The following is a 14,497-nucleotide window of genomic DNA, read 5'->3' on the forward strand; positions in this document are numbered from 1 at the left end:
AAATTCTTATTTTTTCTGCTTTCACAGGGCAAAAAAGCTACATGTTTACTCCATTTTCCCCTGTCTGAATTTCAGCATTTTGCACAATTTCACTCCCTGTTTTCTAAACTATATTCGCTCCAATTTTCGTATTTACTCATGGTGTATCTTGATGTACGTTCTTTTGTGTGGTATAATAAATGCCAGAAAACCAATGCACTTATACAATTGGCAAATAGGAATACGCACCATCTTCATTTTCAAATGATAAAGCATACAGGAGGACCCCCTATGTTTCTCAAAAAGACCCCCAAGGCAAAGGGAACTTACCTTGCCATTACCGAATCCTACTATGATAAAGAGAAGAAAGCCACTCGTCAGAAAACCATTATGGGGTTGGGATATCTGGAAGATTTAAAGAAGGATTACCCGGATCCCATCAGCCATTTCGAGAAGGTTGTGGCTGATATGAACCAGGAACGAGAAGCCAAAAAGAACTCTGTGGTATATGTTGACCTTACTACTGCTCTCTCACCAGGAGAACACTCTCTGAAAAATGTAGGCTACGGCATTCTGAAATACCTTTATAAGGAGCTTCAGCTGGACATTTTCTGGCGTACCAGGACCTGGAATCTATCTCTCCCCTATAATATAGAAGAGCTTTTCCGATATATGGTCATTTCCCGTGCGCTTTACCCAAATTGCACCTGGAATGAAGCTATTGAAAAAGGAATCTACTTCGAAGAATCCGGAAGCATCTCAGACGAAGACCTGGATTCTGCCTTTCATGTTATTGTGAAACTGCAAAAAGATCTGCAGAAGTGGATTTATGAGCATTCCGGCAGCATCCTTTCCAGAGATACTACTTCTGCTTTTTTGGATCACACCAGCTATAATTTTTCCATTCCGGGAAGCATGCCCTCTGACACGCAGCCCAATGCCAGACGTACAGATTCCACCCTTCACCTGGATCTTCTCACGGACAGAAATGGAATTCCCATTGCATATGACCTGTCTACCAGTGGTACTGTGTTGAACCAGTCTGTTTTTAATGCCGTAAAGCAATTAAAGAGAGAGAATCCAAGAACTCGTTTTTATAATACTGCACCTGTACGTCCGGAGGAGGAGCCCTTTATTTGCAATGGAGTTCTGGCAGACGGATATATTTATGGTCTGCCTGTACATACTGCGAATGCAGAATTTAAGGATTGGGTTCTGAAGGATGGTTATCAGGAAATGAAAATTCTGAATGAAAAGCATCAGACTATCCCGCTTCTTTATAAAGAGCGGATTTTTGAGGATAGGGAAAAACAATTTGTATATTACCATGAACTTCAGGCCAGACAGCAGCGCCTTGCCAGGGAGTCTTCCGGAAGGCGCACCGGACTGAAGCTGGACGGATATACTGCCATTGCTACTGATAATCTGGAGGCGGATAATCTTGCCCCTTATCGTCTTTTCAGCGGACTTCGTCATATGGAGAAAATTTTCCTTGATTCCAAAAGCCAGTATGACTCCTCTGCTACCTTTATCTGGACACCGGATAAGATCAATGCCCATTTTGTGATTGGGTTTGTGTCCTTTACTTTAATGCGTATGCTGCAGGCGAAGCTTGATTTCCAATTTTCCATGGAACAGATTGGGATTTCTTTGCAGCGGTATAATTGTGTGCAGATTGCAGGTAATATTTATCAGTTTACCTATTATGATGTGATTCTGGATGCATGTGAGAAGGCGCTGAAGCTGGAGCTGCATAATAAATACCGCAGCCAGCTCCAGATTCGGAGACTGCTGCGGTACTAAGGACTTTATATTTTTATATCTTTTTATACATGTCAGGCTTTTTCGCCTGGCATGTTATCTGTCTGCTCCCAGGCTTCCCTCTCCTGGAAAATGCAGTTCGTACATTTCCCGGGCGGCGCGGGTGACGATTCCAAGCTCTTCTTCCATCTTCAATGTCTGCGGAAGCACCACGGCAGTATCATAAATATCCGCTTTCAGCTTGTCCTTGGCACGCTCACTGCTCATTTTCATAATTCCAAACAGCGTGCTGTTATAAGCCTTATCAGACTCACTAAGCTCCATATACGTCTTCACCATATGGCAGCACTCCCTGTAAAGAAGCTCTTCATAATCCTTTCCCTTGGCGCAGATTTCCTGGAATTTCATTTTATTCAGCTGTTTCATGATCTCCTTACGTCCGCCGCGGACTCCCATAAAGCGCTTGCCGCTGTCTTTATTAAACTCCATCAGCATCCACAGTGCGATCAAACCGTCAGCCCGGGTATCACCGCCAAGCTCAGACGGATCCTGATAACGGATGTCCCAAAGCTCCTTGCGGATCTGATTCAGCTCCGGCTCCTCTCCTGCCTCAATTGACATATTCAAAAGTGCCAGACGTCTGGCCGGGTCCGATTCTCTGTAGTATTGTGTAATAGTCGGGGTATCCATAATATTCTCCTTTATACTTCTTCGTAGGTCAGCTCGGTCTCAGCCATATTAAGAGCTTCCTCGATTACTTTATCCATATCCATATAGCGGTACATGCCCAGTCGTCCGCCGAAGAGTACATTCTTCTCTTCTAATGCACGGCGCTCATACTTGTCAAAGAGCTCGTCATTCTTCGGATCATTAATGGGATAATATGGCTCTTTTCCCTTCTCCCATGCTGCCGGATATTCTCTTGTGATAACTGTCTTCGGCTGTGTCCCAAACTCGAAGTGCTTATGCTCTATAATACGGGTATAGGGCACCTCATAATCGGTATAGTTCACAACCGCATTTCCCTGATAGTTCCCCATATCAAGCACTTCTGTCTCAAAACGCAGGGAACGGTACTCCAGCTCACCATAGCAGTAATCATAAAATTCATCGATCATACCGGTAAAAAGGATCTTATCTGCCTGTGCAGTGAGCTCTTCTCTGTTTGCAAAGAAATCCGTCTTCAGGCAAACCTGGACACCCTCCAGAAGCTTCTTGATAATACGGGTATAGCCGCCCTTCGGAATACCCTGATAGGGATCCTTAAAATAGTTATTATCATAGGTATAACGAAGAGGAAGTCTCTTGATAATAAAGGACGGAAGGTCCTTACACTCTCTTCCCCACTGCTTGCGGGTATAGCCCTCTACCAGCTTCTCATACACATCCTGTCCCACCAGCGCCAGTGCCTGCTCTTCCAGGTTCTTCGGGTGTGTGATGTGCATGCGGCTGATCTGCTCCTGAATCTTCGCCTTCGCCTCTGCCGGAGTCCGAACTCCCCAGAGCTGGTGGAATGTATTCATATTAAACGGAAGATTATACAATTCATCCTTATACACAGCAATAGGTGAATTTACAAAGTGGTTAAACTCTGTAAACTGATTCACATAGTCCCAGATTTCCTTCTTAGAAGTATGGAAAATATGTGCGCCATACTTGTGGACCTGGATGCCTTCTACTTCCTCTGTGTAAATATTACCGCCGATATGATCACGCTTGTCGATCACCAGGCAGGTCTTGCCCTTCTTAGTAGCTTCGTGAGCAAATACAGCTCCAAAAAGTCCGGCTCCTACAATTAAATAATCATATTTTTTCATCTTGTGTTGCCCCTTTCTGTTATGGGAATGCAGATTTATTACGTCCATTTTCTGCCAGACACTGATATACAATGTCTTTCATTCCCGGATAAAGATGTTATTATTATAACAAATTTTCAGAAAAAAAGGTAGCCCTTTCCATATAAGGACTACCTTTTTTATAAAACTTTCTTAATGGTCGCATCGCAACCTATAACACGCATCACGATGCACAACGATCATGCAACTGCATTATTTCGCAGCAACTCTGTCAAACTCATCTGTGATTTCTTTGGATGGAGCCTTCGTCACAAGGCTGACGATCACGATCATCACCAGACTGAGCAGGAAACCAACTGCCAGGGAATAAAGTCCTGTATAGGTTCCCAGTGTCTGTCCTCCGACTAACGGAATATAGTCCCAGATAATAACAGTAAGTCCGCCAGTCACCATACCTGCAATGGCACCTGGAAGATTGGTTCTTCTCCAGAACAGGGACATTACCACGATCGGTCCAAATGCGGAACCAAGTCCTGCCCATGCATTGGAAACCAGTCCCATAATACTGCTGTCCGGATTCCATGCAATGACAAATGCGATCACTGCGATCACAATAACCGTGATGCGGCTTACTTTCAGAATTTCCTCTGTGTCGGCATCCTTCTTGATAAAGCTGTGATACAGATCCTCAGATACTGCAGAAGCAGTTACCAGAAGCTGGGAATCCGCTGTGGACATGATCGCTGCAAGGATTCCGCAGAGGAACAGTCCGCCGATAAAGGGAAGCGCAAGCTCTGAGGTAAACACCTTGCGGATCATCTCAATAAATACGCTCTCAGAAGAAGCGGCTCCGTTCTCCCCAAGAATAACAGGAAGCAGATAAGCTCTTCCGATCACAGCGATTGCAAATGCAGCTGTCAGGGAAAGAAGATCCCATACAATGGCAATCGCCCAGGATTTCTTCAGTTCCTTCTCGTTCTTAACTGCCATAAATCTTACCAGTACGTGAGGCATTCCACAGTATCCAAAGCCCCATGCCAGCTGGGAAAAGATCTCTATAAAAGTATATGGTCTGTCTCCATTCATAAACGGGTTCAGATAAGCACCTGCACCGCCGGTCACGCCGCTCTGGGAGATCAGGTCTGTAAGATTGCCTGGAAGCAGGAAATACGCCACCAGCGGAACTACAAGCAGTCCGATAAGCATCAGGGTTCCCTGTACAAAGTCTGTTACACAGACCGCCATAAAGCCGCCCATGAAGGTGTAGCAAAGAATAACTGCAGCTCCAATGGCAAGTGCTATGTGATAATCAAGTCCAAATACGGTATTGAACAGCTTACCGCCTGCTGCCAGCGCAGAAGCTGTATACACCAGGAAAAAGATTACGATTACCACTGATGAGATCAGAAGCAGGATCTTTTTCTTATCACGGTAGCGGTTCTCGAAAAATGCCGGGATAGTCATGGAATTGTTTGCTGCGATGGTGTATTTACGAAGTCTTCCGGAAATACAAACCCAATTGAGAACAGTTCCGATAAAAAGTCCTACCGCGATCCAGATCTGTCCGGATCCAAAAGAATAAATGGCTCCTGGAAGACCCATCAGAAGCCATCCGCTCATATCAGAAGCCTGTGCAGAAAGGGCTGCCACCCATCCGTTCAGTCCTCGTCCTCCAAGGAAATAATCCTCTGAGCTGGAGGTCTTTTTCATGTAAACCGCGCCGATGACGATCATCATGGCAAGGTAAAACACAAAAGCAATCAGAATTATCACTGTTGTACCACTCAATTTTTTCTCCTCCTCTGTTATAAAATCTGCCGTCTCCAAATCATCCAGACAGCAAAATAACATATTTCATACTTTACCACAGAAGAGTATGAAAGTGCAAGTGATATTATATATTTTTTTGAAAGTATGCGTTTTATAAACACAGAATATGAAACTACTTATCCTTCCCTTTCAGATAAACATGCTTAATATACCACAAAGCCTTTTCTTCCCCTTTGTCATTGAGTATCCGAAGCAGCCCCTCTAACTCTTTTTTGGTCTGGGGATGTACAAACCACAGCTTCGGCTTGCTTTTCAGAAAATATTCCAGCGGCTTGTGATTGTCATATGCGTCCCCAAGATACGTCCTGGAGGCACTGATCCTGTCCATCACCATCTCTGCCACATATCTGCGGGGCATTTTCGCCCCCATGATCACATGCTCCGGATCATTTATGGAATAATCCACCCAATGCTCATAATGATGCTTATTGCGCCCTTTATGATGGAGCCAGGCGGTAGACACGCCAGTATCCTCACGTTCTGCGTTATTTGGACTTCTGTTTCCCTGATAATATTTGCAGCCCACCAGAAATTCCGATGGAGTATATTTGGAAAGGTCATGGAGAAGCCCCTGCTTGTAAAGTCCGATTCGGAAGCAATAGTGCATGACCATCAGCTTATGCTTTGTGATTGTTTTAAAGTGAAGCCATGGATGCATTGTCGCCGGACCTCCTTTCCTTATTCTCAGCTTCTGTCACAGTATTGTCTGAAGCTGCAGTTTTCTTCGCTTCTGCGCCTGGCAGTTTTTCATTCTTTTTTCCTTTGCCAGTATGCTTTCTTTCAGTCTCCGGTTTCTTCACCCCCTGAAGTACAACCACTGTACGCGGTCCCACCTCCACGGCTCTTTCATAGACCTGGCCATTTTCCCCATAAAATCCGTCACAGGTCAGATCTCCGGTATCCATCACTTTCTTCCACTCCATCCCCTCTGGCAGATTGGGAAGAGCAATATTCCTGGTTTCCCAGTGAAAATTATAGCCTGTATAAAGGAAATCATCCTCACTTCCGTCCGGCAGCTTTGCATATGCCCCGCACAGCATCACGCCGATCATGCGGCTGGTATTTTCCATGTTGCAGAACCATGCACGTTCCCCATGAAAAGACATATCCGGAAATCCCTTGCCCAGGTAATCTGCTTCTTTCATGCTCTCACTCATATGAAGGACAGGATGAGCCTTCCGAAGTGCAACTGCCTTTTTTACAAAGGCAAGCATGCTGGCATTTCTTCGCAGTCCCCGCCAGTCAATCCAGCCAATGGAATTGTCCTGGCAGTAAGCATTATTGTTTCCTTCCTGGGAATTGCCGATCTCATCACCGCCATAGATCATGGGCACTCCCTGGGAAAACAGCATCATGGCAAAAGCAGCACGCATCTGGCGCTCCCTCATCTGACGGATCCACTGCTTCCGGCTTGGTCCTTCAATGCCGCAATTCCAGGAATAATTATAGCTGCAGCCGTCGTTATTGCCTTCCCCATTTGCCTCATTGTGCTTATAATTGTAGGAAACAAGGTCATTTAAAGTAAAACCGTCCTGGCAGGTAATATAATTGATCACTCCATGGTCATCTGGATTATGACGGATGCGGTACTGCACAGCCGGAACCATATCCTCATCGCTTTTCAGGAATCTGCGCATATCCTGCAAAAATCCCAGATTATATTCCGCAAAGCATCGCTTTCCTGGTCTGCGATTCTTATAAAGAGCAGCCGTATCCATTCCTTCTGCCATGATCTTCGTTCCTGCAAGCAGGCCGTCCTTCATGATCAGGTCAAGAGGTGCCCCTTCTCCCAGAATATGAAAGCCGTCCACATGATAATTCTGTTTCCAGAATTGCACTGCACGAAGTGCCATTAAAGGATTAACCTCCGCCGGAAAATACATTTCCATGATACAGCCAATCCCTGCTTTGTGAAAAGCCCTGATCATGTCACAAAATTCCCTGTGGGGATCCCGGGTAGCGCAATAAGCACTCTTTGGCGCAAAATAAAGACCATTTCCATATCCCCAGTAATTTACCTCGTCTTTTTTCCCCTTCTGGGAAACAAGACCGTCTGGCTCCTTTGGCGGAACCACCTCCATAAATTCATAGGCCGGCATAAGCTCTACTGTATTAATGCCAAGCTCCTGCCAGTATGGGATCATCTGTACCAGACCGGAAAAAGTTCCCCGGAGACCTGTCGGCAGCTTAGCCTGCCTGGTGTATCCCCGGACATGTACTTTATAGAGGATCATATCTTCAAAGTCTGTTTCCGGTGCTTTCTCATCCCCCCAGTCATAACCATTTCCGGACCAGAAGCCGCAGCGCACCTTGTGGGGATCTTCCTCCCACTCTGCCCCAAAGTGCTCTCTTCCGCTGATCCTGCTGGCACAGGGATCCAGATAGATTTCCCCGTTTATCTTAAAATTGTACTCCAGATTGGTTACATTTAATTTTTTCATAAAGACAGAAAAAATCCGTCCTGTACGATATTTTTCATCCAGAAGGAGCTCATAAAAGGGCTCTCTTCCCCTCTTCCTGTAAAGGAGCAGGTAAACCTCGGAATCCTCTTCCGCTTCCACTGCAAAATTATATCCATCTGCCATCTGGGTTACCCCAAGTAAAAGAGGATAACCGTATGTCACAACCACGCTCTTATTTCCCGGTATTGGCACTTTATAAGCCCTCCTGTCTTTGTCTGCTGTCTCGTCTGTAGCCATTTTTGTACACAGAGCACGTTTCCCAAAGGGAATCTGCACAATGCAATCTTTCTCATGAAATAGAATCATCCGATGATATCTGTTTATCCCCAGAACCTGCCATACAGGACTCCCTATGGTCTAAAATTTCAGATCCAGCTCTACAGGACAATGGTCGGACCCCATTATCTCGCTGTGAATCTTCGCATCTTCCAGATTCTCTTTCAAGGACGGAGAGGTGATGAAATAGTCAATTCTCCATCCGGCATTCTTCTCTCTTGCCTTAAATCGGTAAGACCACCAGGAGTAGGCGCCCTCAAGCTCCGGATAAAAGTAACGAAATGTATCAATAAATCCAGCTTCCAGAGTTCTGGTAAAGCAGGCTCTCTCTTCATCTGTGAAGCCTGCGTTCATTCGGTTGGTCTTAGGGTTCTTCAGGTCAATTTCCTGATGTGCCACATTCATGTCTCCACAGCAGATCACAGGCTTTTTCTCCTGAAGCTTCAGAAGATAAGCCAGGAAATCTCTTTCCCATTCCATGCGGTATTCCAGTCTTCGAAGCTCGGACTGGGAGTTGGGCGTATATACGGTAACCAGATAAAAATCGTCCATCTCTGCAGTGATCACACGGCCTTCTTTATCGTGTTCCTCTATTCCAAGTCCGTAAGTCACGGACAACGGCTCTTTTTTCGTAAAAACAGCTGTTCCAGAATATCCCTTGCGGTTCGCGTAATTCCAATATTGATAATAACCTGGAAGCTCCAGCTTCACCTGGTTCTCCTGACATTTGGTCTCCTGAAGGCAGAAAATGTCTGCGTCCAGCTTCGCAAAGCTTTCTTCAAAGCCCTTGGTAATACAGGCACGGATTCCATTTACGTTCCATGATACAAGCTTCATGTTGTTCTCCAATCTGTAAAAATTTATATAATGCACAAAAATCCTTCTGTACATGATTTTGCCCATTTTTTCAAAGTTTCCAGTGAACTTCATTCACAAAAAACCTCTCATAGGATATTGCCTGTGAATATTCAATATATTCTAACACTTTCTTCATTATAACACAGATTTCCCTATTCACAAAACCCTATTTTTCTGGTACAATCTAAATATTGTCCGGGCATACCGTTACCAGTGAAAATGAAGCTAAAGAAGTCCCGGTGTTACCTTGTTTTACAGCATGAACATGCTTTTTCACAGGTAACATATAAATACAATTTTTTTATAAAGTGAGGTATTTTTAATGAGTGATTCAGATATGACAAATTCTTGCAGCAGCTGTGGAAGCAGCTCATCCTGCGGCGGTTCCGACTGTTCCACATGCGGTGGATGCAGCACTAACGCAAACCAGCACAGCACTATTACTCTTACCATGGAGGATGATACTGAGGTAGAATGCGCCATCCTTACCATTTTCCCCGTAGATGCAAAGGAATATATTGCGCTTCTTCCTCTTGACGAAGAGGGCCAGAATCATGACGGTGAAGTTTATCTGTATTCCTTCACCCGCACTGCAGAGGGTGCTCCCATGCTTTCCAACATTGAGAGCGACGAAGAGTACAATAAGGCTGCTATCGCATTTGACACTGTTTTACAGAATGCACGAGAAGCAGAAGCTGCCGGAACACCTTTAGAGTAATCTCTCCGGTGGTCTTTAAAGAAATTTCCTGCGGGAGCATCAGAGTAATCTTCCCGGTGGTCTTTAAAGAGATTTCCTGCGGGAGCCTGTTTGAAAAAGGCTTTCTGCAAAATTTGAAAAAAACTTAAGCACAATAAAAGCAGGTATCTGTGATTGATAAATTCATCACATTTACCTGCTTTTGTATTTCCCATAAAACTGCGAAGGCACCGGACGGTTCCTTTCCCTTTTATAACGATCCTGCTGTCCTCACATATATGCGCTAACTGGTCCATGTACACTACTTCGTCGTACTTCCAAACCCGCCATTTCTCACATCTGTCACATCATCATCTACGGTAATCCCGTACTCAACGAAGATTCCCTGCATAAAGCCTGTATCTGCCTTCAATTCTACCACTTTATTCTCATTGGTATCATTTGTCAGCTTGGCAAAAATATGGCCTTCATTGTCAGAATAAAAATAATCGCTGTCAATAATCCCCACCGTATTATTCAGCTGCAGACGGAATTTGAATCCCAGGCCGCTTCTTGGATAGCATTTCAGCACCCATTCCTGATCCATCTCCACACAGATCCCGGTCGGAATCTTGATGGTCTCGCCTGGCTTGATGGTAAAATCAGCCGGGGAAAAGAAATCATAGCCTGCGCTTCCGGCAGTAGCCCGTCTTGGAAGACGGATTCCCTCATAAATCTTCTCTGCCTCGTCAGCAGACACGCCTTCAAAAGCATCCATCCAGTCTGCCACAAAGCGCTCTTTACTTACTTTATGAAATTTTGCAATTCTCTTCATGTTTCCTCCTGTTTATCCCGTGCAGACGCATTTTCCAAAGCTCCGGCTCTGCAGCGGATATAAAGAATGCCGGGCACATCTGTCCGGCATCCCCCAAGCTGTCACTGTGCTTTTCCTACACAGTGGCCTTGCATTTTATTCTTATTTTGCCTCTGCCGGAACATCCTTGATGCTGAAGCTCATTCTTCCCATCTTGTCTTTTCCAAGGCATACAACAGTCACTTTATCTCCAAGTGTAAGAACATCCTCTACGCGGTTGATTCTCTCCTTGCAGATCTTGGAAATGTGAACCATTCCCTCTTTGCCAGGTGCGAACTCAACAAATGCACCAAACTCCTTGATGCTTACAACCTGTCCGGTGAGGATCTGTCCCTGCTCGAAGTCAGAAGCAATGATTTCAACCATACGCTTTGCTTCCTGCATGTTCTTATCATCTACGCCGCAGATAGATACAGCACCCTCATCTGTGATATCGATCTTAACGCCTGTGCGCTCGATGATGGTGTTGATGGTCTTACCTCTCTGTCCAACAACATCACCGATCTTCTGAGGATCGATCTGGATCTGGATGATCTTCGGAGCATATTTTCCAACAGTTGTACGAGGTGCAGGGATACATTTCTCAATAACTTCGTTAAGGATGTACTCTCTTGCTTCCTTAGTACGTCTGATTGCTTCTTCTACGATCTGTCTTGTAAGACCGTGGATCTTAATATCCATCTGAATCGCTGTGATACCGTCATGAGTTCCGGCTACCTTGAAGTCCATGTCGCCAAAGAAGTCCTCAAGACCCTGGATATCAGTAAGAACGATATAATCATCATCTGTGTCACCTGTTACAAGACCACAGGAAATACCTGCAACCGGCTTCTTAATCGGTACACCGGCAGCCTCAAGAGACATGGTGGATGCACAGATACTTGCCTGGGAGGTAGATCCGTTTGACTCAAAGGTCTCGGATACAGTACGGATTGCATATGGGAATTCTTCTACGCTTGGAAGAACCGGTACAAGTGCTCTCTCAGCAAGTGCTCCATGACCGATCTCACGGCGTCCCGGTCCTCTGGATGGCTTTGTCTCACCTACAGAATAGGACGGGAAATTGTAGTGATGCATATATCTCTTGCTTGTCTCAAACTCGTCAAGTCCGTCAATTCTCTGTGCCTCTGCAAGAGGTGCCAGAGTAGTGATCGTACAAATCTGAGTCTGTCCACGGGTGAACATAGCAGAGCCATGTACTCTCGGGATGATGTCAACCTCTGCTGCCAGAGGACGGATCTGTGTGATTGCACGGCCGTCCGGACGTTTGTGATCTTTCAGGATCATCTTACGAACGGTCTTCTTCTGATACTGGTAAACAGCCTCACCAAGAACAGCAAGCCACTCCTCTTTCTCTGCGAAAGCTTCTTTCAGCTTGTCTGTGATCTCTGCAATATTGTTCTCTCTTGTCTGCTTGTCATCAGAGAATACGGCAACTTCCATTTCTTCCGGAGGAACGATCTCCTTGATGGCGTCAAACAGCTCCTGCGGAACTGCACAGGACTCATAGCTGTGTTTCTCTTTCCCGCACTCAGCGATGATCTGATCGAAGAATCTGATGATCTCCTGGTTTACCTCATGTGCTTTATAAATAGCCTCGATCATCTGATCCTCCGGAACCTCGTTGGCACCGGCCTCGATCATGATAACTTTGTCTCTTGTGGAAGCTACTGTCAGCTGAAGGTCAGAAATATCCTTCTGAGCCAGTGTAGGGTTCACAACATACTCTCCATTGATCAGGCCGATCTGTGTCGTTGCACATGGGCCATCAAATGGAATATCAGAAATACAGGTAGCAAGGGAAGAACCAAGCATAGCCGGGATCTCCGGGTTGCACTCCGGATCTACAGACATAACCATGTCTACCAGTGTTACGTCGTTTCTGTAATCCTTCGGGAACAAAGGACGCATAGGTCTGTCGATAACACGGGAGGTAAGGATTGCGTGCTCGCTTGCCTTTCCTTCTCTCTTATTGAAACCGCCCGGAATCTTTCCTACGGCGTACATTTTCTCTTCATATTCAACGCTTAATGGGAAAAAGTCGATTCCCTCTCTTGGCTCCTTGGATGCAGTTGCTGTAGCAAGTACAGTGGTATCACCATAATGCATAAGCGCTGCGCCATTGGCCTGTTTCGCAACACGTCCGATATCTACGGTAAGTGTTCTTCCAGCTAATTCCATGGAATAACTTTTGTACATGTCTTCTCTCCTTTTTCATATAAAATATTGATCTGAAGCCACCTTACACTTCTGCAGAAGCTGTAAAAACCAGTTCTGACCGACGTATATTGCAGCTCTCTTTGCCTCTGTCACAACAGAAGTCCGAAACGACTGAAAAATACATTTGATATTGCTGGGAACAGTTCTCTTCAAATGTTCTCTTCAAATGTCCTTTTCAGAAGTCTCGGAAATCTTTATCTGTCAGGTTGCCCTTACAGACAATAGTGCCTCTATTGTGACACTTATCACTATCCACAAAAGCTCCGGTAGAAAGCTTGTCAGTGAACAATCATAACTTTCCTCACATCTTAAAATAGGGCGGATGGATATCCGCCCCTTCCGCATACTAATTATTTTCTTAAACCTAATTTCTCAATCAGTGCACGGTATCTTTCGATGTCTGTTTTCTTTAAGTAAGCTAACAGTCCACGTCTCTGACCTACCATTTTCAGCAGACCACGTCTGGAATGATGATCCTTGTGGTTGTTCTGTAAATGCTCAGTAAGCTCCTGGATTCTTGCAGTAAGAACAGCTACCTGTACCTCTGGTGAACCAGTATCTCCCTCACATCTTGCATACTCTTTCATAATTGCTGTTTTCTTTTCTTTTGAAATCATCTTGATTTCCTCCTTATTATTCTTAATGGTCTCCCATGCAGGTATTCCTGTGGGGACGTAATCGCCGCATATTAAGAGACGGTCGGAGTGTCCAACCCCTGAATATGGGCTGTCTGATATGTGAACGCAGGAAGTAAACCTACTCACACCTTGCCTAGTATAGCATACCCGCCAGATTCTGTAAACTGTTTTTTTCGTTTTTCTTCCCGATATTATTTCTCAGTTTTTTCAAAAAATCTCCGGCCATCCTCTGCATCCGCCAGAAGTCTGCTCTTCAGCGCCTCAAGAGAGGGAAATTTCCGTTCCGGCCTCAAAAATGTTTTGAAATCCACCCGGCATTCCTCTCCGTAGAGATCTTCCTTACAGTCAAAAAGATAGGTTTCCACCCCTATAAAGCTCTCACCAACCGTAGGCTTACAGCCAATGTTGGTAATTCCGTGGTATATCTTATCCCCGAAATAAGAGCTTGTCACATACACACCGTTTGGCGGCAGGATCTTGGTCCTGGGAGGCACGAGATTGGTAGTGGGAAGCAGAACCTTATGTCCCATTCCCCTGCCATGTACCACCTGGCCTTCCACAAAATAATCCCTTCCCATAAGGGAAGTGACTTTCTCCATATTTCCTTTTTTCAGTTCTTCTCTGATATAGGTACTGCTGATCTTCCTGTGTCCATCCATTTCTTTGGAAAGGATTTCCACATCAAAGCCATACTTTTCTCCAAATTCCATAAGAAGCCGGGGCGTACCTTTCCGCTCAAAGCCAAACCGGTTGTCCTCTCCTACTACTACGTAGGATGCCCCAAGATCTCCCATAAGAATCTCTTTTATAAAATTCTCAGCCTTCATATGCCGGATCCTGTCATTTAACTGGCATTCTACCAGCACATCCACGCCAAGCTTTTCAAGAAGGGAAGCGCGCTCCTGGCTGGTAAGGATCATGTTGCTGGAAGCATCAATGGCAAAAAGAACAGCCTGTTCTCCAAGTGTCTTCCGCTCCCTGATCTTCTCAACCAGTTTCCTGTGGCCACGGTGGATCCCGTCAAATTTTCCCATTGTTACTGCACAGTTGGCAAGCTTTGGAAACTCACCCTCTATCTTCAGGTATTCCATAATCTCTCCTGTCACACCAGTTTATGTCTGATTGGT

General features: G+C 45.2%; 12 protein-coding genes. 2 read left to right on the forward strand and 10 right to left on the reverse strand.

The features are described 5' to 3' along the window. Positions 1 to 270 precede the first annotated feature (270 nt). The gene (locus tag AB5642_RS09185; RefSeq protein WP_173718750.1) at positions 271 to 1,782 is read left to right on the forward strand and encodes a hypothetical protein; all 1,512 of its coding nucleotides are present in this window, start codon (positions 271 to 273) and stop codon (positions 1,780 to 1,782) included. A 54-nt stretch (positions 1,783 to 1,836) separates the two neighbouring features. On the opposite strand, the gene AB5642_RS09190 is transcribed toward AB5642_RS09185, so the two are convergent. The 6 genes from AB5642_RS09190 to AB5642_RS09215 form a co-directional block, all read right to left on the reverse strand. Then, positions 1,837 to 2,430 (reverse strand): DUF6553 family protein, encoded by a 594-nt coding sequence (locus AB5642_RS09190; RefSeq protein ID WP_173718751.1) that lies wholly within the window; start codon positions 2,428 to 2,430, stop codon positions 1,837 to 1,839. An 11-nt stretch (positions 2,431 to 2,441) separates the two neighbouring features. Next, entirely contained in the window at positions 2,442 to 3,557 is a 1,116-nt protein-coding gene (gene glf, locus AB5642_RS09195) for a UDP-galactopyranose mutase (protein WP_148462337.1), read from the reverse strand. Positions 3,558 to 3,788: 231 nt separating this feature from the next. Next, positions 3,789 to 5,324: a sodium/proline symporter PutP gene (gene putP, locus AB5642_RS09200; RefSeq protein WP_173718752.1), complete on the reverse strand. Its 1,536-nt coding sequence runs from the start codon at positions 5,322 to 5,324 to the stop codon at positions 3,789 to 3,791. 154 nt (positions 5,325 to 5,478) lie between these two features. Next, positions 5,479 to 6,024: a DUF5662 family protein gene (locus AB5642_RS09205; RefSeq protein ID WP_173716340.1), complete on the reverse strand. Its 546-nt coding sequence runs from the start codon at positions 6,022 to 6,024 to the stop codon at positions 5,479 to 5,481. Next, positions 6,002 to 8,134: a Type II secretory pathway, pullulanase PulA and related glycosidase gene (locus AB5642_RS09210; protein WP_173718753.1), complete on the reverse strand. Its 2,133-nt coding sequence runs from the start codon at positions 8,132 to 8,134 to the stop codon at positions 6,002 to 6,004. Before AB5642_RS09210 ends, AB5642_RS09205 begins: the two co-directional genes overlap by 23 nt. A 51-nt stretch (positions 8,135 to 8,185) precedes the next feature. Continuing rightward, positions 8,186 to 8,941: an exodeoxyribonuclease III gene (locus tag AB5642_RS09215; protein ID WP_118578760.1), complete on the reverse strand. Its 756-nt coding sequence runs from the start codon at positions 8,939 to 8,941 to the stop codon at positions 8,186 to 8,188. 343 nt (positions 8,942 to 9,284) lie between these two features. On the opposite strand from AB5642_RS09215, the gene AB5642_RS09220 reads away from it, so the two are divergent. Then, positions 9,285 to 9,680 carry a DUF1292 domain-containing protein gene (locus tag AB5642_RS09220; RefSeq protein ID WP_173718754.1) on the forward strand — a complete coding sequence of 132 codons (396 nt, stop codon included), beginning with the start codon at positions 9,285 to 9,287 and terminating at the stop codon, positions 9,678 to 9,680. A gap of 280 nt (positions 9,681 to 9,960) precedes the next feature. Here the strand turns inward: AB5642_RS09220 and AB5642_RS09225 are convergent, their stop codons facing one another. The 4 genes from AB5642_RS09225 to ribF all read right to left on the reverse strand — a co-directional run bounded on the left by AB5642_RS09225 (position 9,961) and on the right by ribF (position 14,461). After that, the gene (locus tag AB5642_RS09225; RefSeq protein ID WP_148462341.1) at positions 9,961 to 10,473 is read right to left on the reverse strand and encodes a deoxyuridine 5'-triphosphate nucleotidohydrolase; all 513 of its coding nucleotides are present in this window, start codon (positions 10,471 to 10,473) and stop codon (positions 9,961 to 9,963) included. 141 nt (positions 10,474 to 10,614) lie between these two features. Next, entirely contained in the window at positions 10,615 to 12,711 is a 2,097-nt protein-coding gene (locus AB5642_RS09230) for a polyribonucleotide nucleotidyltransferase (protein WP_148462345.1), read from the reverse strand. A 371-nt stretch (positions 12,712 to 13,082) separates the two neighbouring features. After that, positions 13,083 to 13,349 carry a 30S ribosomal protein S15 gene (rpsO, locus tag AB5642_RS09235; RefSeq protein ID WP_148462347.1) on the reverse strand — a complete coding sequence of 89 codons (267 nt, stop codon included), beginning with the start codon at positions 13,347 to 13,349 and terminating at the stop codon, positions 13,083 to 13,085. A gap of 212 nt (positions 13,350 to 13,561) precedes the next feature. After that, on the reverse strand, positions 13,562 to 14,461 hold the full coding sequence (gene ribF, locus AB5642_RS09240) for a riboflavin biosynthesis protein RibF (RefSeq protein ID WP_173718755.1): 900 nt from the start codon (positions 14,459 to 14,461) through the stop codon (positions 13,562 to 13,564). Positions 14,462 to 14,497: the final 36 nt, after the last annotated feature.

Source organism: Ruminococcus sp. 1001136sp1_2201st1_G3_2201SCRN_220225, assembly GCF_040924365.1.
Classification (GTDB): domain Bacteria; phylum Bacillota; class Clostridia; order Lachnospirales; family Lachnospiraceae; genus Blautia_A; species Blautia_A faecis.

Coding starts and splice junctions, on each gene's coding strand:
- AB5642_RS09230 (WP_148462345.1), bottom strand. CDS start 12,711: ATGTACAAAAGTTATTCCATGGAATTAGCTGGAAGAACACTTACCGTA.
- AB5642_RS09210 (WP_173718753.1), bottom strand. CDS start 8,134: ATGATTCTATTTCATGAGAAAGATTGCATTGTGCAGATTCCCTTTGGG.
- rpsO (WP_148462347.1), bottom strand. CDS start 13,349: ATGATTTCAAAAGAAAAGAAAACAGCAATTATGAAAGAGTATGCAAGA.
- AB5642_RS09220 (WP_173718754.1), top strand. CDS start 9,285: ATGAGTGATTCAGATATGACAAATTCTTGCAGCAGCTGTGGAAGCAGC.
- AB5642_RS09215 (WP_118578760.1), bottom strand. CDS start 8,941: ATGAAGCTTGTATCATGGAACGTAAATGGAATCCGTGCCTGTATTACC.
- ribF (WP_173718755.1), bottom strand. CDS start 14,461: ATGGAATACCTGAAGATAGAGGGTGAGTTTCCAAAGCTTGCCAACTGT.
- AB5642_RS09185 (WP_173718750.1), top strand. CDS start 271: ATGTTTCTCAAAAAGACCCCCAAGGCAAAGGGAACTTACCTTGCCATT.
- AB5642_RS09190 (WP_173718751.1), bottom strand. CDS start 2,430: ATGGATACCCCGACTATTACACAATACTACAGAGAATCGGACCCGGCC.
- AB5642_RS09225 (WP_148462341.1), bottom strand. CDS start 10,473: ATGAAGAGAATTGCAAAATTTCATAAAGTAAGTAAAGAGCGCTTTGTG.
- AB5642_RS09205 (WP_173716340.1), bottom strand. CDS start 6,024: ATGCATCCATGGCTTCACTTTAAAACAATCACAAAGCATAAGCTGATG.
- glf (WP_148462337.1), bottom strand. CDS start 3,557: ATGAAAAAATATGATTATTTAATTGTAGGAGCCGGACTTTTTGGAGCT.